We start from the raw sequence: 26,729 nt of genomic DNA, 5'->3' as shown, positions 1-26,729 counted from the left end.
CACAGACTTGTGAAGGGGGAGTTGTGAGTAACAACGAATTCAATCTTGATCAGTTTAAAGCCACTTATTTTGAAGAATGTGCAGAACTGCTCATAGATGCAGAAACCAGACTGGCTCTCCTCCAGCAACATCCCGACGCCGTTGACGTTGAGGACCTTCATGCAATTTTTCGTGTCGTTCACTCTGTTAAAGGTGGCGCTGGCGCCTTCAGCTTTGATCAACTGGTCGGTTTTGCCCACATATATGAAACCCTGCTGGACAAAATGCGCCAGGGCACAATAGCCATCACCGAAGATCTTATAACCCTGTTACTGGCTGCAAATGACATTCTAACCCGGCTCATTCAGGCGGCACAGGATGGTGTAACCCTTACGGATTCAAACCTTCTGGATATAACCAATCAATTGAAATCCTTCGCCGAAGACGGCAGTCACAAGCAACAGGAAAAACCGGCTCCCCCCTCGTCCCAAGAGCCCCCCCAACAAGAAGAGCAACCTGCACCCGCGCGCAAATCGCACTATACAATCCGCTTTTCACCGAAGCCGCAGCTGTTTCAGCATGCCAATGAACCGCTCCTGCTGGTCCGGGAAATGAAACAACTGGGAGAACTGAGCACAACGGTAAACACAGAAAATCTTCCCAACATCAGGAAAATAGAGCCTGATATCGCGTACTTCTCATGGATTTTTGAGCTTGTCACAGACCGCTCCCTCGCAGATGTCGAGGAAGTCTTCGAGTTTGTCACGGATGACTGTGAACTCGAAATCACCGTTGCTACTCCTGAGCCAGCAAGCGCTGGTTTAGCATCTTCTGATGAGCCCCCCCACACACAAGGCAGCACAGACGCTCCTGAAGTCCCCGCCACCTCACCAGTTCCCGAAGGCAAAGCGGCTCCTCTTTCGCCGCCCCCGGAGAATATTCCTGGGCCATTGCAGCCTGCAGGTGCTCCTCCCACAGCAGCGAAGGTTTCTTCAATCCGCGTCGATCTGGACCGGGTTGATCGTCTGGTGAACATGGTTGGCGAACTGGTCATCACCCAGGCCATGCTCAAGCAACAGGTCGACAATCTGCCACCTGAATTCGCTCAGTACATGTCGAAAGGCTTTGAGGACCTGGGCATGCACACCCGTGAAATACAGGAATCTGTCATGGCCGTTCGCATGCAGCCCGTCAAATCAGTTTTTTCCCGGATTCCAAGGCTGGTCCGGGAATTGGCCACCAAGCTGAACAAGCAGGTAGAACTCGTAACCCTGGGTGAACATACCGAAGTCGACAAAACGGTCATTGAACAGCTCGCAGATCCACTGATCCACATGATCCGGAATTCACTGGATCATGGTATCGAGGAAAATGCAGAAGCTCGTGTGGCTGTCGGCAAGCCCTCTAAAGCAACAGTGACACTTTCAGCAGAACACAGAAGCGGGCGTATCCATATTATTGTAACTGACGACGGACGGGGAATTAATCGGGAAAGAGTACGAAGCAAGGCCATCGAAAAAGGGGTTATCAGCCCGGATTCGGCCTTAAGCGATGAAGAAATCGATGATCTGATTTTCAGTCCCGGTTTTTCGACAGCTGATGAGGTAACCGATGTTTCTGGCCGCGGGGTCGGGATGGATGTCGTTCGCCGAAACATCACAAACCTGGGAGGCAGGATTGCGGTCCAGTCCATCCCCGGACAAGGCACAAAATTTGTCATGTCCCTGCCTCTTACTCTCGCTGTCCTTGATGGTATGATTGTTTCTGTTGGTCGAGAGAAATTTGTTATCTCCCTCACCTCAATTATTGAAAGCCTGCGTCCAGCCATCAAAGACCTGCATCACCTCTCCAACGGCGCAACCGTCGTAGCCATCCGAGGGGAATACGTACGCCTGGTCAAACTACATAAATTGTTCAAGATTACTGACGCGGAAAAAGACCCCAGTAAAGCTCTGGTCGTCATTGCGGAAATTGAGGGTGGCAGACGGGTTGGCATTCTGGTCGACGAACTTCTCGGCCAGCAACAAGTCGTTATCAAAAGTCTCGAAGAAAACTATGACCCAGTAGAGGGCATCTCAGCCGCGACCATTCTTGGGAATGGCAAGGTTGCCCTCATTCTCGATGTTGATGGGCTGAATACAATGGCAAAAGCAGAGATCAACGAACTCATCCAGGAAAAACAGAACGATTATCATCCCATTTCTGAAGCCCTGCCTCCTCCGCTCATTGGCACTCATTCCATCGAAGAACAAAGAGAAGCAGAAATAGCGGAGTGTAATTAATGGAAAGCAACAGCCCCATGGTTCAGGAAAAAATGCCCGTCGCCCTTTCATCAGAGGGGATACCTGAAGTTTATTCGGGTTCGGCTACCGCTCAGGAACAAATCCAGTTCATCACCTTCACCATTGGCAAGCAAGAATACGGCGTGGATATTATGTCCGTTCGGGAAATCAAAGGCTGGGTGGAAACCACACTCTTGCCAAACACACCGGAATACATGCGGGGTGTCTTGAACTTACGCGGAGTCATTGTACCGATATTTGATTTACGATGCCGCTTTGGCCAGGGACAAACTGACGCCACCAAGATGCATGTCATCGTCATCATCGCCGTCAAAAGTCGTATGGTCGGCATCCTCGTCGATACTGTCTCGGATATTTTGACCGTGCCCCTCAACGACATCCGTGCGGTACCCCGAATGGAACGCCTTATCGATGAAGAGTACCTCTCGGGCCTGGTAACCATCAATGAACGCATGGTTGCCCTGCTGAATGAAGAACGCCTCTTCGACACACAACTCATTGAGGACGGCGTTACAGCCGGACGTGCCCTAGAAGCCTGACAGGCCAGAAGTTACGAATGCAGAGATGCAGAACGGAGAGAAAAATGCGTCGCTTTTTTAACAATCTATCCATGAAAATTAAATTCGGCATAGCACTTATGATCCCCATAGCCGGTCTCCTGTTCTATTCCGGCTTTACGGTCATGGAGAAAAATGACACCGCAAATGCCATGGCAGAGCTTCGCGGGATTGTTGACGCTGCGCCTACAATCGGTACCTATATTCACGATCTGCAAGCAGAACGGGGGACATCAGCAAGTTACCTAAACTCCAAGGGCTCGGCAGATTTCATGGCACGGCTGGATGAAAGACGCCGCTTGACCAACACGGTCCAGCCTGAACTGGACCAGGCTCTTACAAACCTGCTCTCCAAAGATTATAGCGTTAATCTGACACAAACCCTGAACAATGTTCGGGCACAGCTGCAAGACCTGAACAACAAACGCTCGGCCATATCCAGCCAGCAAATGACTATTGAAGAATCAACTGCCTATTACAGCGATCTCATAGCAAATCTTATTAATGTCACCTCAGAAATGCCCCTCCTGAGTAAAAGCGGAAGTGTTACAGCCGAAATCACAGCCTATATTGCCCTGCTTCAACTCAAGGAAAAATCTGGACAGGAACGTAACCTGGGCAGCAAAGGCTTCACTTCCGGATCTTTCGATACTGATACTTACCGGAATTTCACCAGCGTCATCCGCGAGCAGGAAGCCTATACCTGGGTCTTTCTGAATTTCGCAACCCAGCCCCTGAAAGATGCTTACAGCAACCTGAATAATTCGTCTACGGTCACCAGAATTCAGGAAATGCGAACGGTTGCGACCGCCTACCCTAAGACATTTGACTTAAAAGGTATCAGCGGTATCGATTTTTTCAACGTAGCCTCCGAGCGGATTGAGCTGCTACATGAACTCGGCTTGACAGCAATCTCCACGCTATCAGAAAACGTTACCCAGCAAGAGAATGCTGCCGCCAATACCAGAACCATCTTTCTGGTCGCAACGATCCTTCTCATCGTTGCCTCTATCCTGCTTGGTGTCTTTGTAACACTCGGGATCAGTCGCTCTGTTGCCCAGCTCGTGACCTTGGTCACAGACAGAGACGCCCAGGTAAATATTGACACGGAACGACGCGATGAAATCGGCGTCCTCAGTAATTCGGTCTTCACCTTCAGAAACGAGGCCGTTGATAATATCCGTATCAAATCAGCGCTAGATAGTTGCCAGGCCAACGTCATGGTCGCCGATGTCGACTTGAACATCATCTACATGAACGAAACGATGGTTGCGATGATGAAAAATGCCGAATCTGACATCAAAAGAGACCTGCCAAATCTGGATACGAATAAGCTTATCGGCACCAACATCGATACTTTCCATAAAAACCCTGCACATCAGCGCGGGATGCTATCAAAGCTTTCGTCGGTCTACAAAACCAGGATCGAAGTCGGCGGGCGAACCTTCGGTCTGATTGCTGCCCCGATCAACGATGAAAAAGGTAATCGACTGGGGACTGTTGTCGAATGGGACGACATGACCGAAAGGCTGGCTTTACAAGTAGAGAGTGATCGTATTGCCTCCGAAAACATGCGGGTCAAAGTCGCCCTGGACAGTTGTACAGCCAATGTCATGGTCGCAGATAATGACTTCAATATCATCTACATGAACGAAGCCGTCATGGACATGATGAGAAATGGTGAAGCCGATATTCGCAAGGAACTGCCAAATTTCAACACCAGCACGCTTATTGGTGGCAGTATTGATCGCTTCCACAAAAACCCGGCTCATCAGCGGGCTGCACTGGAGGCCCTGAAATCCACCTATAGCAGTCAGATTGCCATTGGCGGGCGAAGTTTTAAACTGATTGCCAATCCTATCGTTAATGAAAAGGGGGAACGACTTGGCTCTGTCGTTGAATGGAGCGATATCACCCAGGAGCTTGCAATCCAGAACGAAGTCGATTCCATGGTCAATGCCATTTCTGAAGGCGATTTCACCAAATCCCTGGCCACAGACGGGAAAGTCGGCTTCATGCTCGCTCTGGCTGATGCCCTGAACGCTTTGAACAAGAACGTCAACAATGTTGTCAACGATGTCGCCAACGCTCTTGCCTCCCTATCCAGTGGAGACCTGACACATCAGATCAACGCTGACTACAAGGGCATGTACGAAACCCTGAAACAAGACGTCAACCAGACAGCCCAGCGTCTATCACAAACCGTCAGTGAGATCATCGCTTCCGCCGACGAAATCGGCAGTGCTTCTACCGAAATTTCTGCCGGGTCAATCGACCTGTCACAAAGAACAGAAGCCCAGGCATCCAGTCTGGAGGAAACAGCAGCATCGATGGAGGAAATGTCAACCACCGTCAAACAGAATGCCGATAATGCACAGCAGGCCAACCAGTTGGCAATCAATGCCTGCGAAACTGCCGGGAAAGGCGGCGAGATCGTCAAGCAGGCTGTTATTGCTGTCACAGGCATCGAACAGGCCTCACAGAAAGTATCCGATATCATCGGAGTGATTGACGAGATCGCCTTCCAAACCAACCTGCTCGCACTCAACGCTGCTGTTGAGGCAGCAAGAGCGGGCGAAGCCGGTAAAGGCTTTGCGGTTGTTGCCGCCGAAGTCCGGACACTCGCCCAGCGGTCAAGTGAAGCAGCCAAAGATATCAAGACCCTGATTATGGAAGCCAACGATCAGGTCAAACAAGGTGTCAGCCTGGTCAATAATACCGGCGATACACTGGCCGAGATTGTCGGTTCTTCCAAACGCGTGGCAGATATCATTGCTGAAATTGCAGCTTCAAGCCGTGAACAGGCCTCAGGTGTCGAGGAAATCAATACCGCTGTTACATCCATGGATGAAATGACCCAACAAAACGCTGCTCTGGTAGAAGAAAGTTCTGCCTCCGCAAGATCCCTTGAAGAGCAGGCTGAAGCCCTGACCAAATTGATTTCCTTCTTCAAGATTGATCAGGGACAAGCATCCGCTCCCAGAAAATTGAAAGAGGTCAAAGCCACAGGAGCACCAAGAACGGCGCAGAAAAAAGTCGCCGTGTTTAAATCAGCCGCTCCTGCCAGAGCAGCGATTCAGGATGGAGATGATTGGTCTGAGTTTTAACTTTGTTTGGGAATACTCCCTCTTTCTCCCTGCTCGGGGCATACCGCAATGTATCTATCAAGGCGCTCACAATGACTGCTTCGCAAGCCCCGAGGGAAAGAGAGTTTCCCTTCTCTGAAAAGGACTTCAAAACCTTGACAGCTATGGTTTATCAGCAGACGGGCATCGTCCTGAAAGACAGTAAAAAGGATATGGTCTATGGCCGACTTGCCCGCCGCTTACGTAGCCTGGGGCTAACATCCTTCAAGGAATATCTCGATCTGCTTGAGGGAGACAGGGGAAACACAGAAATTGGTATGTTGATCAATGCGATTACGACCAATCTGACCAAGTTTTTTCGTGAATCCCATCATTTCAAACACCTTCATCAAGCCTGTCTCGATATCACAAATGAGCAACACGCCAAAGGCCTTTCAAAACGCTTACGGATCTGGTCTGCGGGGTGCTCTTCTGGTGAAGAGCCCTATTCAATCGCCATCATCATGAACGAGGTCATGAAAAAAACTGGCCCGATTGACATCAAAATCCTGGCGACCGACCTCGACACCAAAATGCTCCAAATAGGGATGAGCGGTGAATACAGTTACAAGTCGGTCGAAGACATGCCGCGTACATTTCAGAGCCGCTATACCAGCAAGTATTCTCAAAGCCATTGCGTCATGAATCCCGAGTTACGGAAACTCATCACTTTCAAACAACTAAACCTTATGGAAGCTTGGCCCATGAAAGGCCCGTTTGATGCCATTTTCTGTCGCAATGTGATGATCTATTTTGACCAGGAAACCAAATTTGCTTTAACCAAACGCTTTTCCGGGAAGCTCTCGCCTGGGAGGTGGCTGTATATCGGCCATTCTGAGAGCCTAGCCGATAACAACTCTGGTCTTGTTCTTATTGGACAGACTGTGCATCAGCGAGTGTGATTATGGCGATTATACCTTCAATAAAAAACAAAGCAGGCAGCTTGGATCATCTCTATTCAGATGACACAGATCTCAAACATCCGCACGAGGGAGAACCCAAACGATTTTTTGACCCCCAGTTTAAACATTTCGCAGTCAAAATCATGCCAGGTACGCATTATGTGACAGCCCGCAGAGATGAAATGCTGGTCACCACTCTGGGATCCTGCGTCAGTGCCTGTATTCGTGACACAGCATTGGGTGTTGGTGGCATGAATCACTTCATGCTCCCCGAAAGCGAAACCGGGCAATGGAGCGGTGCCAATGCCGCAATGCGTTACGGCAACCACGCCATGGAAACATTGCTGAACGATGTTCTAGCCATGGGCGGAGCCAAAAATCGGCTGGAAATCAAACTTTTTGGGGGAGGGCATGTACTCGACACCTCGAATGAGGTTGGTCAAAAGAACGTCAAATTCGTCCAAAGATACCTTAAAAATGAACACCTCGCGCCGAATGCAGAACATCTGGGCGGAGAGCAGGCACGCAAGATTATTTATTTCCCTCGAACAGGTGTTGTCAAAATGAAGCTTCTCGACCGGACATCAAATGCCCAGGTTCGTACAGCAGAAAAAGAACTTCTCACAACCCTGACCCATAAGAAAATCGAAGGCAGTATTGAACTTTTTTAAACAGGAAAAAAACTTGAAACAAACCAAGGTACTGATTGTTGATGACTCCGCTCTGATGCGGGAGCTGTTACAGGCCCTTCTGTCACGCGATCCAGGGATTCACGTTGTCGGCACCGCAGCCGACCCCTTTCAGGCGCGGCAGATGATCAAACAATTGCTTCCCGATGTCATAACACTCGACATCGAAATGCCAAAAATGGATGGCCTGTCTTTTCTCGAAAAGATCATGACCTTGCGGCCCATGCCTGTCGTGATGGTGTCTTCGCTTACCCAGGCTGGAGCTGAAGCAACGATAACAGCCCTTGAGCTTGGTGCTGTTGACTTTTTCCCTAAACCCAAATTAGGAATGCAAAAAGGTATAGAAAAACGTGCTGACGAATTAATCTCAAAAGTAAAATCGGCAGCAGGTGCACGCGTAAAAGCTCTCCAAAAAAAAGCTTCCGTTCTGGATAAATCCAATCTCCCGCCCCCCGTTAGTTTCTCTACAACAGAGAAAATTATTGCTATCGGTGCATCTACGGGCGGCGTCGAGGCTTTACGAGAAATTATATGCCGTCTGCCGGCTAACAGCCCTGCCGTACTGGTAACCCAACATATGCCTGAAAAATTCACCCAGACCTTTGCCGAGCGCCTGAATAAAGTCAGTGCTGTTTCAGTCAGTGAAGCGCGACAGGATGAACGGGTACTGCCGGGTCATGTCTATATTGCCCCTGGGAACAAGCATCTGAAACTCAAGCGCTCCGGGGCGAACTATATCTGTCAGTTATCAGACACCCCTCCCGTTTCAGGGCACCGACCTTCTGTAGATGTTCTCTTCAGTTCTACCCGGGACGCAGCAGGCAAGAATGCAGTCGGCGTCATTCTGACAGGTATGGGCAAAGATGGTGCCTCTGGCCTGCTGGAACTCCGACAGGCTGGCGCTAAAACCTTCGGGCAGGACGAAAGTTCTTCTGTTGTCTATGGCATGCCCAAAGCAGCTTTTGAAATGGGAGCTGTTGAACAGCAGCTCCCGCTTCACCTGATCGCAGAGGCAATACTGAATGCCTGCGGAAGTGAACAAGACAGACACATACGAGTCTAAACATTACGAAGGGCAGAAGGCACCAGTTTCAAGAACCACCCCTCGGGCCCCGGAGAAGAAAAATGGCAATGACAGCAAAAGTGCAATTAGGCGACACCTCCGGACAGGAGGTCGAAGACATGCATCAGCTTCTGACCCTTTGGGTGGGCTTGTCTGATGTGCAAAGAAGAACCTTTCGTGCCCTTACAAAAGAGGTTGAAGTCGCCTCGTCACTGGTTGAGACAAGTACAGATGAGCTTTCACAAAACTTTCGCGAGCTTGCTACCTATTCCCGGCAACAGGCCAAAGAGTTGAATAGTATCGTTGAAACCGCAGGCAATGTCCTTGTGGACGGTAAAAATGTTCCCCTTGGTGAAGTTCTCAAGACCCTGGAAAGTAACCTTACCGCTGTTGTCGACCAGATTTTACGCATTTCCAAACACGGCATGAGCATGACTTACTCCCTTGAAGACCTTCTTGCCTACGTTGGGAAGGTACAGAATAGGGTGAATGACATCGAAAAGGTTAACAAGAAAACCAACCTTCTTGCGTTGAATGCCAAGATCGAAGCAATGCGAGCCGGTGCTGCCGGTGCTGGATTTTCCGTCGTTGCCGACGGCGTACGCGAGTTGTCTCAATCGGTGAAAGAACTCTCAACAAAAATACAAGAAGAAATTTCAAACGTCTCCAACAGTCTGGCCGAAACGCGAACAACTCTTGAGAACGTTACTTCAATAGATCTGTCGGAAAACATTTTGGCCAAGGACACAATCGATAAAATCTTGAGCAGTATGCTTGAGCGGAACAAAGAGTTCAGTGCCACCATATCTCAATCAGCAGAAAGCTCAGACGCGATAACCAGGAAAATCTCTGAAATGGTTACAGGAATGCAGTTTCAGGATCGCACCAGTCAACGCCTGGCACATCTCCTCGATGCCTTTCAGGTTATGATAAAAGCCAATGAGGACATGATCAGACGAACAGAAGAAACCATGGGCGAAGACATCACACCCGAACTTGACCGGGAATGGCTGAACACCCTGATTAATGGCTTCAATCTCAGCGAAATGCGTGAGAGATTTATCATGCATGCGCTGTATGATGAAGATATTGAGAGCACAGAAGACAACTCGGAAAGCGATCAAGCCGCCACCGACGATGATGATATAGAACTATTCTAGAACCGGAGATACGAACATCATGGATTATTCTCTTCTGCCCGACAAAAAAAATGTGAAATGCATTATGAAAGGTGAGTTTACTTTCAGTGATCATCCGACTTTCAGGAGCATGATCGACGAGGCTGTCAAAACAGGCGCACAGACCATTCAGGTTGACCTCGCCAACGTGGATTATGTTGATTCTGCTGGCTTGGGCATGTTTCTGGTCGCCCAGGAAAGAGCCCAGAGCGAGGATTGGACGTTTCGGATCAGCAACCCTAGAGAGCGCGTCAAAACCATGTTCAAGCTGGTAAAGCTCGAAACGCTTATTCAGGTAGTTGATGAATAAATAAATCTCGGTGCCTTGTCGAAAACATCCCGGGCATCCCCAAGATTTTATTACCTTAGGACATAACCTTTGCCTGCCAGTATTGAAAAGGTTCCTCTAGAAGACATTCTCAACCGAAGAATTCTGGTTGTAGATGATGCAAAGTCGCTTTGCGTTCTGCTCTTTTCAATTTTAAAGAAAGCAGGTTTTACCAATATCACCATGGCTGAAAATGGTATGGAAGCCATGTCCGTAATTGCGGCCACCCCCCCCGATCTGATCATTCTCGATCTTATGATGCCCATTATGGATGGCATGGAGGTTTGCAGGTTGGCCCGTCAAATCGAGGATACAGCCTCTATCCCCATTATTATTCAGACAGCAATGGATAATCAGGGCGAACGCCTCAAAGCCTTTGCTGTCGGGGCTAGCGACCTGATTACCAAGCCCGTCTATCCGCAGGAGCTCGTCGCCCGAACAAAATTGCATCTCCAGAACCTTGTTCTTGCCGAAAAACAGGAGCGGTACCTCAACCGTGTTGCCGATGAGCTGGCTATGGCAAAAGATGTCCAGCAAAACTTGCTGCCCTCGCCCCAGTTCCTCGCCGAGATCAAGGCGCGTTTTCAGGTAAGCATAGCCTCGGTTTGTGAACCCTCATCAGAACTCGGCGGAGATTTTTGGCGGGTAGAGCCCTTGAAGAACGGCTCATTGGGATTTTATATCGCTGATTTTTCCGGCCATGGAGTTGTTTCCGCGCTCAACACCGTCCGCCTGCATACCCTGATGTATAACATCGATCACGACTGGGATAACCCCTGCTCAATCCTCGAACGGGTCAATCTGGACCTCTGCAGAATTCTTCCCACTGGTCAGTTTGCTACAATGATGATCGGCATCATTTCACGCGAAGAAAATACGCTTTATTACGCTGCCGCTGCCGCCCCCCAGCCGATTTATGGAACGTGGACTAGCCCGGATAGCGTTGAATATCTCGACACCTCTGGCCTCCCGCTTGGGATAAGCGAGAAAGCAAGTTATGAAACCAGGAAGATCACCTTTTCAAAAGACAATTTCCTCTTTTGCTATAGCGATGCCTTAACCGAAACCCAGATGAAAAATGGTACATACCTCGAAGGTGACCTCTTGCTGGACAAGGTCAAAAATCTGTCCTCCTCTTTGGGGAACAAAAATCTCCTGGATCAGGTCATGAAGGATTTTTATGAACATAAAAGGCATCTTCTCAAAGATGACCTCACAGCTGTCAGCTTTGATTATCTCGACTAGAAACACCTCTTCATACAAGTCCCTGATCAGCAAAGAGTGCCCGGGAAACTCTGGGTCTGGCAGTACCTCAGATCACCATTTTGGCGGTGACCTGGTTCCCCTTCTCATTATAATTCAGCTCTGAAAAAGCCATCATCGAGGCGAAAGCTATGCCCCGGCCATGCGCTTCTGTAAGACGATCATCATCAAGAGACAGATATTTCCGCCAATCAAAACCCGCTCCTTCGTCCGTAACGATGAATATAGCTTCTTTTTCACGACGTTCGAACGACAATGTAACCAGTCTGTCTTTGTAGGGGACGGTTGCCAGACGCTTTTCAATTTCCTCATGTAAATTGCCGTTTCTGAGCAGTTCGGTTTTCAAAGCATAGCCGATCTCAAGATTCCCGTGTTCAATGGCGTTATGCAGCAACTCGCTTAAACCAATAACGACTCTTTCCGCAGAAGGGCTGGCAATCGCCAGCATGGTTGTCAGATTCCGGGCCTGTTCCGGGCGACGAAACTCAAAGGTGCCAGATGTGATCAGCCCGATAGCAGAAGAGCGTCGCTCCAGCTGCAGCAACAGCTCCCTGACATTGCTGTACTGCTCCAGCCCTGCCATAACGGCAGAACAAAGATTCTGAGGTACCAGAGGCTTATAGATAATATGAAAGCAGCTCCCCAGAAGCCGTTCAAAGGCCGGTTTCCGCTTCCCGTGCCGGGACATCACAATTATTGGAATCTTTTGTTTAAGTTTTTCATTACCGCCACCCAGCAAAGATGACGTCATCAAAATTTCCCGGTCAAAATCATCAGAGACCAGGATCAGGCTCACAGGCGATGTTTCAGCAAGGGAATCAAAAATAACCTCATCAGGACATTCAGCTGTGACCACTTGCAGATTTTTTTCACTCAGTATTTGTGAAACATCACGAAGCGTCTTTTCATCATGATCAAGAAGCAATATTCGCTGTGATCCCACGTCCCCATACTCTCCATCTATTCAACTTAAGCTGCCAGGCTGTGATCTTCTGCCCGGCACAGATAATCTTAGGATATCCTAGGCTTTCTTTCTGACTGAATTCTACTTAAAAGTGTTATTGCCTCTGCATAACCTTTACAAAAACCTTACCACACTCCAGCAGAAATAGTCACGGGCATCTCGCATGAGACGCCCATGACTTCTCTTTCCACCCTCACAAAACCTTATTTTTATTCACCTCTAGGGTATCTGGCCTTCTCCTCCAGAGTATTAAGGTCCATATGATTACGCATATATTTTTCCGAAGCTTTTTGCAGTGGCTGGAAGTCCCAGGGGAAATAACCTCCATTACGCAATGCCTCATACACAACCCATCGTCGCGCCTGATTTTCCCGGACCTGAGCATCAAACAACGCCATATCCCAGCGGGATCTGACCTTCAGCATAAAATTTTCGACCAACTCTTGCCATTGCGGAAGTGCGGCCAGATTACTCTGCTCTCCAGGATCAGCTTCCAGATCAAACAACTGGGGAGGATCGAGTTCACAATGATTAAATTTATATTTTCCCTCCCGAATGGAAACCATCGGGGCATAAGACCCCTCAGCGGCATACTCCATATAAACGGGGCTGGACCGCTCTTCGCCCTTGCCCAAGGGCAGCAGGGATTCACCATCTGTCCAGGGCAGGACTTCTGACAGATCCACACCGGCAAGAGCTGCGAGAGTCGGAGTGATATCCAGATTAGAAACTGGTGCATCAATCAGGACTGGTGTTACTCCCGGGCCTGAAATCATCAAGGGCACCCGGCTGGAGCCTTCATAAAAATTCATCTTGAACCACAGGCCGCGTTCTCCAAGCATGTCACCATGGTCCGAACAGAAAACAATAATCGTGTTCTCACGCATTCTGCAGCGCTCCAGCACATCAAGTAGCTGCCCGACCTTTTCATCAAGATAGGATATGTTGGCAAAATACGCCTGGCGGGATCGCCGGATATTTTCATCCGTGATATCAAATTTTTTATAGTCATTGGCTTTGTAAAGCCGCTGTGAATGAGGGTCCTGATCCTCATAAGCGATATGAGGGAATTCAGGAGAAAGATACGCACAGTCCTCATAAAGATCCCAGAATTTACGCCGGGCGACATAGGGGTCGTGTGGATGGGTAAAGCTGGCTGTCAGACACCAGGGACGTTCATCCTGATTTCGGGCCAGCTGATAGAGTTTCTGCTGGGCGTGATAAGCCACTTCATCATCGTATTCCATCTGGTTCGAGATCTCAGCAACCCCGGCCCCGGTAACCGAACCCAGATTGTGATACCACCAGTCAATACGCTCTCCCGGCTTGCGGTAATCCGGTGTCCAGCCAAAATCCGCCGGATAGATATCTGTTGTCAGGCGATCTTCAAATCCGTGTAGCTGGTCCGGTCCGACAAAATGCATCTTGCCACTCAGACAGGTGTAATAACCCGCCCGCCGGAGATGATGGGCATAGGTCGGAATATCAGATGCGTATTCAGCTGCATTGTCATAAACGCGGGTCCGGGAAGGCAACTGCCCGGACATAAAGGAGGCACGACCCGGCGCACAGAGGGGGCTGGCCGTATAGTTGTTTTTAAAACGCAGTGACTGTTCTGCCAGAGCCCGCAAATGCGGGGCATGCAGAAAATCAGCCGGGCCATCAGGAAAGAAAGTACCATTCAGCTGGTCAACCATGATAATCAGAATATTGGGCTTGCTACTCATAAAACTTCCTCTCACCAGATAATCTCTCATCAGACACTGCAGCATATCATGGCGGCATTCCGCATAACCGGAAACAACATGACTTCACGCCTCAATTGCCTAATCACATAAAATATTTTATCTTCAACAAACCTACACCAAAGAAAAAACAGGCAACAGATCGAAAATTTTCATGTCTGACATAAATAATATACAGAACAAGCTACATCATCATCTTTCAGATCTGCACGCCTTTGACACTGCTGCCCGACAGGGAAGCCTGACCAAAGCAGCCGGGCTGTTACGCCTGACTCAACCCGCTCTGAGCCAGAAGATCAAACGCCTTGAGGTCTATATCGGCGAGCCGCTTTTTCATCGACAAAATCGCGGAATAACCCTCACTCGTGCAGGGCAGGCTCTTCACGCAACATCCCGGGAGAATTTCAACGACCTGCTCCAGGTCTTCCGTTCGATAGAAAACGAAAGAACCACCACCCGCGTTCGGATCAGCACCGATTTTGCCTTCGCCTCTCATTGGCTGCTCCCCAGATTGCCGCGGCTTCGCGACCAGTTCCAGGATCTCGACATCCAGGTATTCACTTCCCAAACCCCTTCTGACGCACTTGCGAAAGATCCAGCACAGGTGACGATCCTCTCTTCGGACATCGAAAGTGATTTGATCATTGCTCTTGCGACACCACCAGAAAGTACACCGACAAACAAGGTCCTCTTTCCCGAAGAAGTCCTCGCGGTCTGCAGCCCTTTATTTCTGGAAAAACACGGGCCGATCAACAGCCCCCACGACTTGCTGAAACTCCCCCTTCTCAATCTTTCCGCCGCACCGGAGGCTCCCTGGCACAACTGGGACAGCTGGCTTCAAAGCCAGGACATTCTTGGGTCAAAAACTCGGGCACCCACAAGCCTCAGCAACTACGCACTGGTTTTACAAGCGGCTCTCGATCACCAGGGTGTCGCGCTGGGGTGGCATGGACTGATTGATCATTTCCTTGAAAGCGGTCAACTCGTTCCTGCCTGTCCCGGCACAGTTAAAAGCAATCGCGCCTATATTCTCTATCGCCGCAAAGCGACAGGGTCCAATGTCGAAGCTGTTTACAACTGGATTGCCCAACAATAATCATCGTTTTGTGACAGAAGGGGCGAACAGAACACATCAAAGCCAAATCCTGACTTGTTGAACCGCTTTTCGGCGCGTATGACAAAAGCTGCATTTCCTGAAAACAAGTGGTCCGTCATGAAACAAGCGCGCGAAATACAACCGATCAAGGCCGGAGAATTTATTCCCCTTATGGCTTTGTTGATGTCTCTGGTTGCCTTATCGATTGACGCCATTTTGCCTGCACTCCCCCTTATAGGACGAGACCTTGGGCTCGAAAATTCCAATGATGCACAGCTGATGATCGGCGTTCTTTTTCTGGGCCTTGCCAGCGGCCAAATCCTTTTTGGGCCGCTCTCGGACAGTTACGGGCGCAAACCAGCCATTTATCTTGGCCTCGTGATATTTATAGCTGGATCTGTGATCTCGGCTCTTGCGACGGACTTCACATTCATGCTCACAGGACGCCTCTTGCAGGGGATCGGAGCATCAGGCCCCAGAACCATCAGCATCGCCCTGATCCGTGATCAATATGAGGGGCGGGCCATGGCCCGGATCATGTCTTTTATCATGGCTGTATTTATTCTCGTTCCGACAATTGCCCCGGCACTCGGGCAGATGATCCTTCATCTGGCGCAATGGCACAGCATCTTCTACAGCTTCTGCCTTCTCGGCGGCATTGCTCTGGTCTGGTTCGCCCTGCGTCAACCGGAAACACTCCTACCAGAAAACCGCAGCCCCTTTTCCCGAACTCATATCTGGAACAGTATCAAAATTATTCTGACCAATCGCCAATCCCTCTCCTACATGATTGCCGCCGGTGTTGTTTTTGGCGCTTTTGTTGGTTATCTCAGCAGCGCCCAGCAGATTTTCCAGGACATTTACCTCATCACGGATCTTTTCCCGCTGTATTTTGCCGTCCTGGCCCTTTCTATCGGCATCGCCTCTTTTGTGAACGCAAAACTGGTCGTCAAACACGGCATGCGCAAGCTCTCACAAACCGCGTTGGTGGCCATGACAATATTGGCCCTGGGCTTCTCGCTCATGGTCGCCCTGAGCCAGACCTCTCCACCGCTCTGGGGTTTCATGGCTTACATGACCACAAGTTTCTTTTGTATCGGCCTGCTTTTCAGCAATTTTAATGCCCTGGCAATGGAACCTCTGGGCAAGATTGCCGGGATAGCCTCTGCTATTATCGGCTCCGTCACAACTTTCATCTGTATGGCAATCGGAGTTGCCATTGGCCAAAGCTACAATGGGACCGTTCTGCCGCTGGTTTCTTCTTTTGCAATACTTGGGCTGATTTCACTGATGATCGTATTCTGGGTCGAGCGCAAAAGCGCCAACACAGTCAGTTCACAACCGACACCCCATTGACCATGAACCCCAGAAAGCACAAGGGCCTTCGGAATATCTCCCGGAGGCCCTTGTGAAGCATCACCAGCTGTGAATGACCAGCAAGATCAATCAGGCTTGATTGCGTAACGACCGCTGCCTGTAAAGAGCAGCACCAGGGCCGTCATCAGGAAGAAACCCTGCAATTCGAGTTCCCAACCGCCACTTTTGGTGAAATTGGCAAACTGGTCCGAGTGAACCAGGATTAGGGCAAAGACCATATTTCCCGCGACAAGCAATGCCCCCAATCGCGAAAACACACCGAAGATTATGAGAACAGGGCCAAGAACCTCTCCAAGAAATACGCCATAGGCGATAAAACCCGGCAAACCAAATTCCAGAAGTTTGCCCCCAATAAAATCAAGACTCCCCGGATTACCAACCTTGGCGAAGCCATGAAAAATCATCAGCCCCCCGAGTGTGAGACGAAGCAATAAAAGACCAAAAGCAGGATTATTGAAAATGCTAAGCATTGTTGCCCCCATGTTGTTTCGCGCTGAGCATGACAGAAATCCGGAATAAATTCCAGTAATGCTGTCTCGGCCTGCTCTGAAAAGAAAGAACGCGATAATTTTGGGTATCCAGGATCTGATTATATTCACAAAAAAAAGAGAGCCACCCCAGAGGAAATGGCTCTCTTTCTTGAATAAAGACGCTCCTGTCAGAACGTCAGATCCCTTGCTGCGGCTGCATATCAGCAGGGTCAATTCCGGCCACTTGCACGGGCTTGGTCATCGCATCCCGACGGAAAGGTTCACCCAGTTCCTGATTGAGAATCACCTCGATAAAGGTCGTCACCCCACTACTTTGGGCAGCACAGGCCTCTTTCAGGGCAGACGTCAATTCAGCCTGGGTTCTGACCGTAACCCCTTTCAGCCCACAACCCTCCGCAACCTTCGCATAACTAAGGTGTGGATCGAGTTCGGTACCAACAAAATTGTTGTCATACCACAGGGTCGTATTGCGCTTTTCTGCTCCCCATTGATAGTTGCGGAAAATCACCATCGTGACAGCAGGCCACTCTTCCCGGCCAACTGAGGTCATTTCATTCATGCTGATACCAAAGGCACCATCGCCAGCAAAGCCGACCACCGGAGTATCAGGGCAGCCGATCTTTGCGCCGATGATAGAAGGAAAACCATACCCACAGGGACCAAAAAGCCCCGGTGCCAGATATTTACGTCCCTGCTCAAAAGTCGGATAGGCATTTCCAATTGCACAGTTGTTCCCGATATCGCTCGAAATAATCGCTTCTTTTGGCAGACCATCCTGTATCGCCCGCCAGGCCATGCGCGGCGACATCCGGTCTGCATCCCGCTTGCGGGAGTCCGCATTCCAACTGGTCCCCGGATCATCATCTTCATGGTCCATACTGCTGAGTGTCTGGAGCCAGGAAGACTTTGTGTGGTGGATCAGCGCCTTGCGCTCCTCGCGCCCCTTATCCCCCGCTGCCGGGCTCAACTGGGCCAGGATCTGCTGCGCCACCAGCTTTGCATCCCCGCAGATACCGACAGTCACTTTTTTGGTAAGGCCAATACGATCCGCATTGATATCCACCTGGATGATGCTCGCCTGTTTTGGCCAGTAATCGATGCCGTATCCGGGAAGGGTTGAAAAAGGATTGAGTCGCGTTCCCAGCGCCAGAACGACATCAGCTTTGGAAATCAGCTCCATTGCCGCCTTGGACCCATTATATCCCAAGGGACCGCAAGCCAGCGGGTGGCTACCCGGAAAGCTGTCATTGTGTTGATAGCCGCTGGCAACTGGTGCATCCAGTCGCTCAGCCAAAGCCTGGCAATCAGGAATTGCATTCCCAATCACCACGCCCGCGCCGGACAGAATGACCGGGAACTTTGCTTCAGAAAGCAATTTTGCAGCCTCGGCAATCGCCGTTGCCCCTCCTGCCGGGCGTTCAATCTTGACCCGTTGCGGCAGTTCAATGTCGATTACCTTGGTCCAGAGATCACGCGGCACGTTGATCTGGGCAGGGGCAGATCCCCGGATCGCCTTTTCAATCACACGGTTCAGCACTTCAGCCATACGGGAAGGGTCGCGCACTTCTTCCTGATAACAGACCATATCCCTGAAGAGGGCCATCTGCTCTACTTCCTGAAATCCACCCTGGCCAATTGTCTTGTTTGCAGCCTGGGGCGTGACCAGCAACATGGGCGTATGGTTCCAGTAGGCTGTCTTGATCGGCGTGACAAAACCGGTAATCCCGGGTCCATTCTGGGCAATACACATGGCTATTTTTCCGGTCGTGCGGGTATAACCATCACAAATCATGCCGCCATTCGTTTCATGGGCCACATCCCAGAACTTGATTCCTGCCTTAGGGAAGAGATCCGAAATCGGCATAAAAGCCGAACCGATAATTCCGAACCCGTGCTGGATGCCGTGCATCTGCAGGACTTTTACAAAAGCCTCTTCTGTCGTCATTTTCATCTTACGTAATCCCTTGCCTAAAAATTCTTCTCTTCGAACCAAGAAAATTCTCACCCGTTTCGGCCGTTTGAGCCGTTATTTTCATTCTGTCGCCTTGAGGCTGCATTATCAGAACAGCCGATTTCAATAATCGGTAACCTTTGCACTGCCGCGTCTGGTTGGCACCGGCTCATCCGAGCCGCTCTTCGCCCTGTACTGCGACCACCTGCAACTCATCACCTCTTCACAAAAGCAACAAAATTGCCAGGCGCATAGGTCCAGATCGTTGGATCAATGAGACCAGATATTTCACTCAAGAAAATCGTTCCGAAAATGGTTGTTTTTGATCAGAAAAAAGAACGCTTTTCTATTACTTCAGACATGTTTCAGACGAGACGGCCCAACAAAAATAGGGAGGCCGTCTCAGTTGAGACAGCCCCCTATTATAATCCATACAACATCTTCAGCGGATTTTTTTGTATCACCCCGCCAGGATCAGAACAGAAGCATCTAGTTTCGCACCACCAGAACCGAACACTTTGCATGGCGCATCACCCGCGCAGCGTTCGGACCCAGCAGATAGTCTTCCATTCTTGGACGATGAGCCCCCATGATAATCACATCACAGTTGATCTCATCGGCCACTCTGAGAATTTCTTCATAGGCATTCCCGTGGCCAACGATATGCTGCACCTTGATCTTGCTCGGGATATGCTCCATGACAAAAGCCTTCAGGGCATTTGTTGCACTCTGCATCACCTTTTCCTCATGATCTTTAGGAAAGAATGAGCTGACAATGCTGCTGCCAAAATTCGGCACCACCGTCATCACATGCAAGGTCGAGCCAAATGCATTGGCATATTCAACCCCGGCTGGCAAAGCTTTGTCCCAGCTATCCGCCTGCTGAAGATCAACAGCCAATAGGATATGTTTAAACATCTGTTTCTCTCCTTCAGGCCGAGACCAGTTTTCCATCAGCTGTCCGCTCACGCCGACGCTGTAACATCACAACCAGCCCCAAAAACAACAGGGCAGGAATATAAAAAAGCTCCTTTGCGGGGCGTTCCACCGGCATCCCGATGGATAGAATTGTCTGATCAAAATCAAACCCGGCTTTTTCCGCTGGGGAATCGAAAGTGACCGCATCAATGATATGTTTGCCATCCTGTTCGATCACTTCCAGTCCGTAGGCCTCCAAACGCTCCTCGCCTGTCGGCTCATCTCCGACAACCAAAAGCATGGTCAGACTGATCGGTTGCCCCACTTCATCAAAACCATCCACCCGCAGCCGTAGCTCATCTTTCGGAGAAGCATCCATCAGGGATTGCACCAACTGGTCCCCCCCACGTTCCTCATAAGGAGGAATAACGTAATCCAGCCAAAACCCCGGACGGAAAAGGGTGAAGGCAATCAACACCAAAGCAATAGATTCCCATATTTTTGACTTGGTCAGGAAATACCCCTGCATCCCCGCAGTAAAAATCAACATCGCGGCCGTCGCGACAATAAAGACAAAAATGCCTTCCATAATCGTAACGTCGATCAAGAGAAGATCTGTGTTGAAGATAAAGAGGAACGGCAGAAGCGCGGTACGCATGGAATAGAAGAACGCAACAAAGCCTGTCCGGATAGGATCACCCCCAGAGACCGCTGCAGCGGCGAAGGAAGCCAGCCCGACCGGAGGCGTTACATCCGCCATGATCCCGAAATAAAACACAAATAGATGCACAGCGATCAAGGGAACAATCAATCCGTTCTGCTGCCCAAGAGCAACAATCACCGGGGCCAGCAAGGCAGAAACCACAATATAATTGGCGGTCGTCGGCAAACCCATTCCAAGAATCAGACTTAATATTGCCGTCCAGATCAGGATCAACATGATCTGCCCCATGGAAAGCAACTCAACCAATGCCGCCAGTTTGCCGCCGACACCCGTCTGATCAACCGCACCAACAATAATCCCGGCTGCAGCCGTTGCAATCCCGATGCCAATCATGTTCCGGGCACCACCGATCATACCTTCGATCAGCTCGGTAAAACCGCGGGCGAGAGTCCCGGTTTTGTCTTCGTGACGGAAGAAAGCGAAAACATAACGCTGTGTCAGCAGGATAAACAGCATCAAGGAAGTTGCCCAGAAGGCTGAAAGGCTTGGCGACTTGCGCTCGACCATCAGCAACCAGATCAGCACCACGACGGGAAGCAGAAAATGCAGTCCCGATTTAAGTGTCGCACCGATCTCAGGCAAGGTCATCACAGGTTCGTTTGGATCATCCAAAACAAGGTCAGGATAGGATGAGCTGAAACGGACCAGAAGCAGATAGACAAACAGCACCAGGCCGCCCATGACCCAAGGCGTCCAAACAGCCCCGGCATAATTTTGAATCAGTGCCGTCAGGAAAAACAGACCAAAGGAGCCGATCACCAGATTGCCTAGAACAATCGCTCCGGTAGAAATCATCCGGGCAAAGGTTTCATCGCTGGCCAAGCGTTTTGTTAACTTGATCAGGAAAAATTGAACCACCAGGATAAACAGCACCGCCCCCAGCCGCATTGCTGTAGTTTCGAGCACCGCATAGACCTCGGAAAGATAATACAGCCCCCCCATCAAAGTCAGAATGACGGACATCGTGATCGCCCAGGACAGACAAATATCCTTGCCGGATTTCGATACACCTGGTTTTTGCAAACCCTGCATACCAAGCTTCTTGGCTTCAAGATGAACAATGTACACCAGTGCAATATAGGAAATAATTGCGGGCAAAAAGGCGTGTTTGACCACCTCGAAATAAGGAATATTTACATACTCCACCATCAGAAAAGCCGCCGCCCCCATCACCGGGGGCATAATCTGGCCGTTCACAGAAGAGGCAACCTCGACGGCTCCTGCTTTTTCAGCGCTGAAGCCGACACGCTTCATCATCGGGATTGTAAAGGTCCCCGTCGTCACAACGTTAGCGATGGATGACCCGGAGATCAGACCGGTCATACCCGAGGCAACAACCGCAGCTTTCGCCGGACCGCCACTGAAATGCCCCATCAGGGAGAAGGCAACTTTAATGAAGTAGTTCCCGGCACCAGCCCGATCAAGCAGTGCGCCAAAGAGGACAAACAGGAAAACCAGATCTGTCGAGACCCCCAAAGCAATACCGAAGACGCCATTGGAAGACAGCCACTGTTGATCAACGACCCCGCCAAACGACGAGCCTTTCCAGGCGATCAGATCAGGGGCATAGGGCCCAAAAAAGGTGTAGCCGAGAAAAACCATAGCCACCACCATCAGCGGAGGGCCAAGTGCCCGACGGGTTGCCTCCAACAAAAGTACCATTCCGATAATGGAGACAACAATGTCAATCTGGTTTGGACTTGCCGGGCGACTGGACAGTCTTGACCCTGTCAATGTATTGACCAGGGCGGTATCAGCAATAAAAATGTAAAAAGCACAAAACGCACTTAATAACGCCAAAGCCCAGTCAAACATCGGAATGCTGCGACGGGGGGAATTTTTGAATGCGGGATAAGCCAGAAAAGCCAGAAAGATGGCAAACGCCAGGTGAATGGGACGAGCCTCTTTGGCTGAGAACGATCCCCAGGAAATAGCCGACGGGACAGGAGATGAGATCCAGATCTGAAAGATTGACCAGATCAGCGCCGTCGCGGCCATAAGCAACACAATTTTCCGGTTGGTCGGGATACGCCCTCCCGTATCGGTCGATGCGACGAGGTCCTGGAGCTCTTCTTCGCTCAGCGTCGCATTGTCAGAATTATCTCTAGCCATCCCCAATTCCCTGTTTTCTCACCTGAGCGTCGGCTTCTACGAGCTTTCATGATCAGGATTTTGTGCAGATTGAGATCAATGCAAATACGGGCGGAAGACTCAAAGTCCTCTCGCCCGCATCACTGGACCGGATTACATCCAGCCGCGTTCTTTGTAATAACGGATTGCACCTTCATGCAAAGGAGCAGACAGATTTTTCACAATCATGTCTTTTTCTTCAAGATGCTCAAACGCAGGGTGCATTTTCTTGAAACGCTTGAAGTCATCAAAAACTGCTTTCACCATCTGATAGACGACTTCTTCATCAACAGCGGTTGAGCTGATGAAAGTTGCGCCAACACCAAAGGTCGTGATGTCTTCATCAGTACCTGTATAGGTTCCGCCCTTGATGGATGTCATGTCATAATAGGCATTATCAGCAGCAAGTTTCTGGATCACATCGTTATCAACATTGATCAATTTTGATTCGCAAGAAGTCGTCGCTTCCTTGATGGTTCCACTTGGGTGACCAACTGTGAAAACAATCGCATCTACCTTGCCATCACAAAGTGCAGCAGCCTGCTCGGAAGATTTCAATTCACCAGCAAAGGAGAAATCATCCATTGCCCAGCCCATTTTCTCCATTACAACTTCCATGGTCGCACGGGCACCAGAACCAGGATCACCAACGTTTACCTTTTTGCCCTTCAGATCTTCGAAGGTCTTGATGCCAGAATCAGATCTGGCAACAACGGTAAAAGGTTCTGGATGAACCGAGAAAACAGCCCGGAGTTCTTTATAAGCACCTTCCGGGAAGGTATCAGGGGCAGTTCCATTATACCCATGATACTGCCAATCTGACTGGGCCACGCCCATGTCCAGATCACCGGACCGCATGCCATTGATGTTAGCAACGGAACCACCCGTCTTGTGCGTACAGTTAATACCGTGCTCACTGCTGCCCTTGTTGACCAGACGACAGATTGCACCGCCCACCTGATAATAGACACCAGTTTGTCCACCTGTCCCGATGACAACGTGTTTGGTATCTGCCGCAAAAGCAGAAGACGCCAGCAAGGCCGCTCCCGCTGCTGCAGTGAGTGCCAGTTTCCGTACAAACATGCCTAACTCCTTGTTGAATATATTATCTCATGTATCCCTTCGTTCCGTTTGCCACTGAATCACAAGCTGTTTCTTGCAACCCGGGATACGGGATCTAAGGACAGGGTCTTTTCAAATACTTGTTCGTTTTGTGTCAAGAACACATCACAATTACTGGAAAAAATCTTTATCTTCTGAAAAAGGGTAACACACTTATCCAGTGTATTTATACCGTTTCCTACGCATTAATTGAGGGGACAGCTCCAGGAACCATGAAGAGTTCCGACTCGTCTTCGGCACTTGTTTCCCCCTGAATAAGTTTGAAACGGCAAGGCCTACTCCAGCTCCATATGGTCGCGGATGTTTTATTTAAGGTCAACAGATAACATTTGTTATTTTTTATTTGACAGCACTCAGATCCAGATCATCGCTCAACTGTCTCGCAATTTCTGATCGGTCAGAACCTAAGAACTCCAATAAACCTTGGCGTCTTTTCGCTTCTGGTCTAGCGACTGAATACGATGCATCGTTTCCGCGCCTCCTTTCTCGACCAATGCTGTGATCAACCATTCTGCCAGGGCAAAAAAGCCGACAAAACTGTCAAAGCCGGAATAATTTTCGAAATAGCGGGGTGTCCGTACAGGGGAAATCAGGGTGATATCAGGTTTCAGCGGCAGGGAATTTGCCGTGCTGTCCGACATCAGGATAAGTTTTGCGCCTTGCGATTTGGCATATTCACAAGCTTCGATCGTTTCCTTGGCAAAAGGTGTAATGGACATGGCAATAGCCACATCTTCGGCGGAAATGTTGAGGATTTCATCAACAGGCGAATTTGCATGACGGGGAGCAACAACCAGGTTGGGCAGGGCCATCCGGCCAACATAATAAAGATAGTGCACCAGAGTATAGGACGCCCGCGTTCCCATCAGATACACCTTCCCGGCACCGAGGATCAGATCAACAGCCTGATCAATCGCTCCAGCATCATTCTGGCGTAAAGCTTCGGTCACATTCCCCAGAACACTGGTGACGGTATCGGCTCTGGTCCGCTCTATACCGCCGCGTTCATAAAGTTCGCCGATCCACTGGCTGGTATTTGTCGTTGCCGCGTTTAATGTCAGAGCTGTTCGAAAAGGTTCACGCAGTTCCTGATAACTTTCAAACCCCAGTTTCTGGGCCAGACGAACAAGCGTATTGGTACTGACCCCGGTAGCTTCTGCCGTATCACGGATCGACTTCATGCCAAATTCAGCAGGATTATCAATAATAAAAACTGCTGCTTGATGCAGACTCTTGGGATAGGACGGCAATTCGCGGGTCAACTGCTCAACAACAAGTGACTTGGCAATCAATCCCATGCGAACTCCTTACTTGGCGAATAAAAATCCAAAGAATATAACAAATGTTATTATATTGCCAATAATCACACAAATGATATTTTAAATTCTTGTTCACTGGTATTCCAGAGTCCCTCACCCCAGAGGAGGCGACCAACAGAACCACCGGGCCGAGTTTAATTACCCTTATCCCGCTCAGGAGAAATTGATGACGCACGTCTTCCCCAGACATACCAAAGTCAGCTTACCCACTGCTGTGTCCGGCGAGGGTTGTTACATCATCGACAGCAACGGCAAACGTTATCTCGATGGTTCTGGCGGTGCAGCAGTTTCCTGTCTGGGGCATTCTGACCAGACCGTACGGCAGGCAATTAAAGATCAGGTCGATGAGCTCGCTTTTGCCCACTCCGGATTTTTCACCTCAGATCCTGCCGAAAAACTTGCTGATCTATTGATCGCCCATGCGCCGGAAGGGATAGACAGGGTTTATTTTGTCTCTGGTGGATCAGAAGCGGTTGAAGCCGCTCTGAAACTGGCCCGACAATATCATCTGGAGCGCGGCGATGACAAACGCAGCCATGTCATCGCCCGCTGGCAGAGTTATCACGGCAACACCCTCGGTGCTCTTTCGGCTGGCGGGAACAGATGGCGGCGCAAACCCTTCGAGCCGTTACTCGTCCCCATGACCCATATTGATCCCTGCTATGCGTATCGCCACCAGTTGCCCGGGGAAACTCTAGAGCAATATGCGATCAGGGCTGCTGATCTTCTCGAGGCAGAAATTCTGCGTGTTGGCCCGGAAAAGGTTGCCGCCTTTATCTGCGAGCCGGTTGTCGGAGCCACCATGGGCGCGGTTGCAGCCGAGCCGGGATACCTGAAACGCATCCGTCAGATCTGTGATCAATATGGCGTACTGCTCATCCTTGACGAGGTCATGTGTGGCATGGGACGCACCGGTTCTCTCTTTGCCTGTGATCAGGATGGTGTTTCTCCGGATATCCTCTGCATTGCGAAGGGATTAGGTGCAGGGTATCAACCGATAGGAGCCATGCTCTGTAGAGATAAAATATATCAGGCAATCAAAGACGGTACTGGCTTCTTCCAGCACGGCCATACCTATATGGGGCATCCCGTAGCCTGTGCAGCAGGTCTTGCTGTAATAACAGCCCTGTTGGAACGCAACCTGCTGGACAAGGTACAAAAACAATCGCTCCAGTTGATGGCGGCATTGACCCGTGCCTTTGGCCAGCACCCCTTTGTTGGTGATATCCGGGGGCGCGGCCTGTTCATCGGTCTTGAAATGGTCAGAGATCGTGAAACAAAAACACCTTTCCCCCCGGATCTGGCGCTACATACAAAAATTAAAAAAATCGCCTTTGCCAACGGCCTGATCTGCTATCCCATGTCAGGAACAATTGATGGGCAAAGCGGCGATCATATCCTTCTTGCGCCGCCTTTTATTATCGAGGAAACCCACATAACCGAAATTGTTGACAAGCTGGCCAGGACCTTTGCCATGATCCCCGAACTTGAGCAGTAGAGCGAAA

Annotated in this window: 20 protein-coding genes; 12 read left to right on the top strand and 8 right to left on the bottom strand. The window is 49.9% G+C overall.

The window, feature by feature from the left end; genetic code table 11:
- Nucleotides 1–23: 23 nt before the first annotated feature.
- From B152_RS0114200 to B152_RS23820, 9 genes are all read left to right on the top strand, one after another.
- Nucleotides 24–2,261, top strand: a complete 2,238-nt coding sequence (locus B152_RS0114200; protein ID WP_020593098.1) for a chemotaxis protein CheA — start codon at nucleotides 24–26, stop codon at nucleotides 2,259–2,261.
- Entirely contained in the window at nucleotides 2,261–2,821 is a 561-nt protein-coding gene (locus B152_RS0114195) for a chemotaxis protein CheW (RefSeq protein WP_020593097.1), read from the top strand. Before B152_RS0114200 ends, B152_RS0114195 begins: the two co-directional genes overlap by 1 nt.
- Before the next feature lie 44 nt (nucleotides 2,822–2,865).
- Entirely contained in the window at nucleotides 2,866–5,946 is a 3,081-nt protein-coding gene (locus B152_RS26555) for a methyl-accepting chemotaxis protein (RefSeq protein WP_020593096.1), read from the top strand.
- Nucleotides 5,947–6,017: 71 nt separating this feature from the next.
- Entirely contained in the window at nucleotides 6,018–6,866 is an 849-nt protein-coding gene (locus B152_RS0114185) for a CheR family methyltransferase (protein ID WP_020593095.1), read from the top strand.
- Between the two features lie 143 nt (nucleotides 6,867–7,009).
- Nucleotides 7,010–7,537, top strand: a complete 528-nt coding sequence (locus tag B152_RS23825; protein WP_157231092.1) for a chemoreceptor glutamine deamidase CheD — start codon at nucleotides 7,010–7,012, stop codon at nucleotides 7,535–7,537.
- Between the two features lie 13 nt (nucleotides 7,538–7,550).
- A complete protein-coding gene (locus B152_RS0114175; protein ID WP_026261569.1) occupies nucleotides 7,551–8,618 on the top strand; it encodes a protein-glutamate methylesterase/protein-glutamine glutaminase in 1,068 nt (355 codons plus the stop codon).
- A gap of 62 nt (nucleotides 8,619–8,680) precedes the next feature.
- Nucleotides 8,681–9,778: a methyl-accepting chemotaxis protein gene (locus B152_RS0114170; RefSeq protein WP_020593092.1), complete on the top strand. Its 1,098-nt coding sequence runs from the start codon at nucleotides 8,681–8,683 to the stop codon at nucleotides 9,776–9,778.
- Nucleotides 9,779–9,797: 19 nt separating this feature from the next.
- Nucleotides 9,798–10,106, top strand: a complete 309-nt coding sequence (locus tag B152_RS0114165) for an STAS domain-containing protein (RefSeq protein ID WP_020593091.1) — start codon at nucleotides 9,798–9,800, stop codon at nucleotides 10,104–10,106.
- A 69-nt stretch (nucleotides 10,107–10,175) separates the two neighbouring features.
- Nucleotides 10,176–11,369, top strand: coding sequence for a PP2C family protein-serine/threonine phosphatase (locus B152_RS23820; protein WP_020593090.1), 1,194 nt, complete (start codon nucleotides 10,176–10,178; stop codon nucleotides 11,367–11,369).
- A 67-nt stretch (nucleotides 11,370–11,436) separates the two neighbouring features.
- Here B152_RS23820 and B152_RS25455 read toward each other — a convergent pair whose 3' ends face one another.
- Together B152_RS25455 and betC are read right to left on the bottom strand one after the other, a co-directional pair.
- Nucleotides 11,437–12,330, bottom strand: a complete 894-nt coding sequence (locus B152_RS25455; RefSeq protein WP_157231091.1) for an ATP-binding protein — start codon at nucleotides 12,328–12,330, stop codon at nucleotides 11,437–11,439.
- Between the two features lie 230 nt (nucleotides 12,331–12,560).
- A complete protein-coding gene (betC, locus tag B152_RS0114150; RefSeq protein WP_020593088.1) occupies nucleotides 12,561–14,078 on the bottom strand; it encodes a choline-sulfatase in 1,518 nt (505 codons plus the stop codon).
- A gap of 172 nt (nucleotides 14,079–14,250) precedes the next feature.
- On the opposite strand from betC, the gene B152_RS0114145 reads away from it, so the two are divergent.
- Together B152_RS0114145 and B152_RS0114140 are read left to right on the top strand one after the other, a co-directional pair.
- Nucleotides 14,251–15,192 (top strand): LysR substrate-binding domain-containing protein, encoded by a 942-nt coding sequence (locus tag B152_RS0114145; RefSeq protein ID WP_020593087.1) that lies wholly within the window; start codon nucleotides 14,251–14,253, stop codon nucleotides 15,190–15,192.
- 117 nt (nucleotides 15,193–15,309) lie between these two features.
- The gene (locus B152_RS0114140) at nucleotides 15,310–16,548 is read left to right on the top strand and encodes a multidrug effflux MFS transporter (RefSeq protein ID WP_051083063.1); all 1,239 of its coding nucleotides are present in this window, start codon (nucleotides 15,310–15,312) and stop codon (nucleotides 16,546–16,548) included.
- An 86-nt stretch (nucleotides 16,549–16,634) separates the two neighbouring features.
- Here the strand turns inward: B152_RS0114140 and B152_RS0114135 are convergent, their stop codons facing one another.
- The 6 genes from B152_RS0114135 to B152_RS0114110 all read right to left on the bottom strand — a co-directional run bounded on the left by B152_RS0114135 (nucleotide 16,635) and on the right by B152_RS0114110 (nucleotide 25,203).
- Complete coding sequence (locus B152_RS0114135) at nucleotides 16,635–17,039, bottom strand: DoxX family protein (RefSeq protein WP_026261567.1); 405 nt, start codon at nucleotides 17,037–17,039, stop codon at nucleotides 16,635–16,637.
- Nucleotides 17,040–17,235: 196 nt separating this feature from the next.
- Nucleotides 17,236–19,011 carry a sulfoacetaldehyde acetyltransferase gene (gene xsc / locus B152_RS0114130; protein ID WP_020593084.1) on the bottom strand — a complete coding sequence of 592 codons (1,776 nt, stop codon included), beginning with the start codon at nucleotides 19,009–19,011 and terminating at the stop codon, nucleotides 17,236–17,238.
- Nucleotides 19,012–19,500: 489 nt separating this feature from the next.
- On the bottom strand, nucleotides 19,501–19,929 hold the full coding sequence (locus tag B152_RS0114125) for a universal stress protein (protein WP_020593083.1): 429 nt from the start codon (nucleotides 19,927–19,929) through the stop codon (nucleotides 19,501–19,503).
- Nucleotides 19,930–19,942: 13 nt separating this feature from the next.
- Nucleotides 19,943–22,765, bottom strand: coding sequence for a TRAP transporter permease (locus tag B152_RS0114120; protein ID WP_020593082.1), 2,823 nt, complete (start codon nucleotides 22,763–22,765; stop codon nucleotides 19,943–19,945).
- A gap of 132 nt (nucleotides 22,766–22,897) precedes the next feature.
- Entirely contained in the window at nucleotides 22,898–23,866 is a 969-nt protein-coding gene (locus B152_RS0114115; protein ID WP_020593081.1) for a TAXI family TRAP transporter solute-binding subunit, read from the bottom strand.
- A gap of 443 nt (nucleotides 23,867–24,309) precedes the next feature.
- Nucleotides 24,310–25,203, bottom strand: coding sequence for a MurR/RpiR family transcriptional regulator (locus B152_RS0114110; RefSeq protein ID WP_020593080.1), 894 nt, complete (start codon nucleotides 25,201–25,203; stop codon nucleotides 24,310–24,312).
- A 187-nt stretch (nucleotides 25,204–25,390) separates the two neighbouring features.
- Here B152_RS0114110 and B152_RS0114105 point away from each other — a divergent pair, with 187 nt between their 5' ends.
- Nucleotides 25,391–26,722 (top strand): aspartate aminotransferase family protein, encoded by a 1,332-nt coding sequence (locus B152_RS0114105; RefSeq protein ID WP_020593079.1) that lies wholly within the window; start codon nucleotides 25,391–25,393, stop codon nucleotides 26,720–26,722.
- The last annotated feature ends 7 nt before the right edge of the window (nucleotides 26,723–26,729 follow it).

Source organism: Kiloniella laminariae DSM 19542 (assembly GCF_000374005.1).
In the GTDB taxonomy this organism is placed as follows: Bacteria; Pseudomonadota; Alphaproteobacteria; order Kiloniellales; family Kiloniellaceae; genus Kiloniella; species Kiloniella laminariae.
Note: the sequence above shows the minus strand (reverse complement) of the source record. Positions and strands in the feature narration are given on the sequence as shown.

Bases quoted from the DNA above. Each gene is read 5' to 3' on its own strand.
- B152_RS0114195 (WP_020593097.1), top strand. From the start codon at position 2,261: ATGGAAAGCAACAGCCCCATGGTTCAGGAAAAAATGCCCGTCGCCCTT.
- B152_RS26555 (WP_020593096.1), top strand. From the start codon at position 2,866: ATGCGTCGCTTTTTTAACAATCTATCCATGAAAATTAAATTCGGCATA.
- B152_RS0114185 (WP_020593095.1), top strand. From the start codon at position 6,018: ATGACTGCTTCGCAAGCCCCGAGGGAAAGAGAGTTTCCCTTCTCTGAA.
- B152_RS23825 (WP_157231092.1), top strand. From the start codon at position 7,010: ATGCCAGGTACGCATTATGTGACAGCCCGCAGAGATGAAATGCTGGTC.
- B152_RS0114170 (WP_020593092.1), top strand. From the start codon at position 8,681: ATGGCAATGACAGCAAAAGTGCAATTAGGCGACACCTCCGGACAGGAG.
- B152_RS0114165 (WP_020593091.1), top strand. From the start codon at position 9,798: ATGGATTATTCTCTTCTGCCCGACAAAAAAAATGTGAAATGCATTATG.
- betC (WP_020593088.1), bottom strand. From the start codon at position 14,078: ATGAGTAGCAAGCCCAATATTCTGATTATCATGGTTGACCAGCTGAAT.
- B152_RS0114145 (WP_020593087.1), top strand. From the start codon at position 14,251: ATGTCTGACATAAATAATATACAGAACAAGCTACATCATCATCTTTCA.
- B152_RS0114140 (WP_051083063.1), top strand. From the start codon at position 15,310: ATGAAACAAGCGCGCGAAATACAACCGATCAAGGCCGGAGAATTTATT.
- B152_RS0114135 (WP_026261567.1), bottom strand. From the start codon at position 17,039: ATGCTTAGCATTTTCAATAATCCTGCTTTTGGTCTTTTATTGCTTCGT.
- xsc (WP_020593084.1), bottom strand. From the start codon at position 19,011: ATGAAAATGACGACAGAAGAGGCTTTTGTAAAAGTCCTGCAGATGCAC.
- B152_RS0114125 (WP_020593083.1), bottom strand. From the start codon at position 19,929: ATGTTTAAACATATCCTATTGGCTGTTGATCTTCAGCAGGCGGATAGC.
- B152_RS0114120 (WP_020593082.1), bottom strand. From the start codon at position 22,765: ATGGCTAGAGATAATTCTGACAATGCGACGCTGAGCGAAGAAGAGCTC.
- B152_RS0114115 (WP_020593081.1), bottom strand. From the start codon at position 23,866: ATGTTTGTACGGAAACTGGCACTCACTGCAGCAGCGGGAGCGGCCTTG.
- B152_RS0114110 (WP_020593080.1), bottom strand. From the start codon at position 25,203: ATGGGATTGATTGCCAAGTCACTTGTTGTTGAGCAGTTGACCCGCGAA.
- B152_RS0114105 (WP_020593079.1), top strand. From the start codon at position 25,391: ATGACGCACGTCTTCCCCAGACATACCAAAGTCAGCTTACCCACTGCT.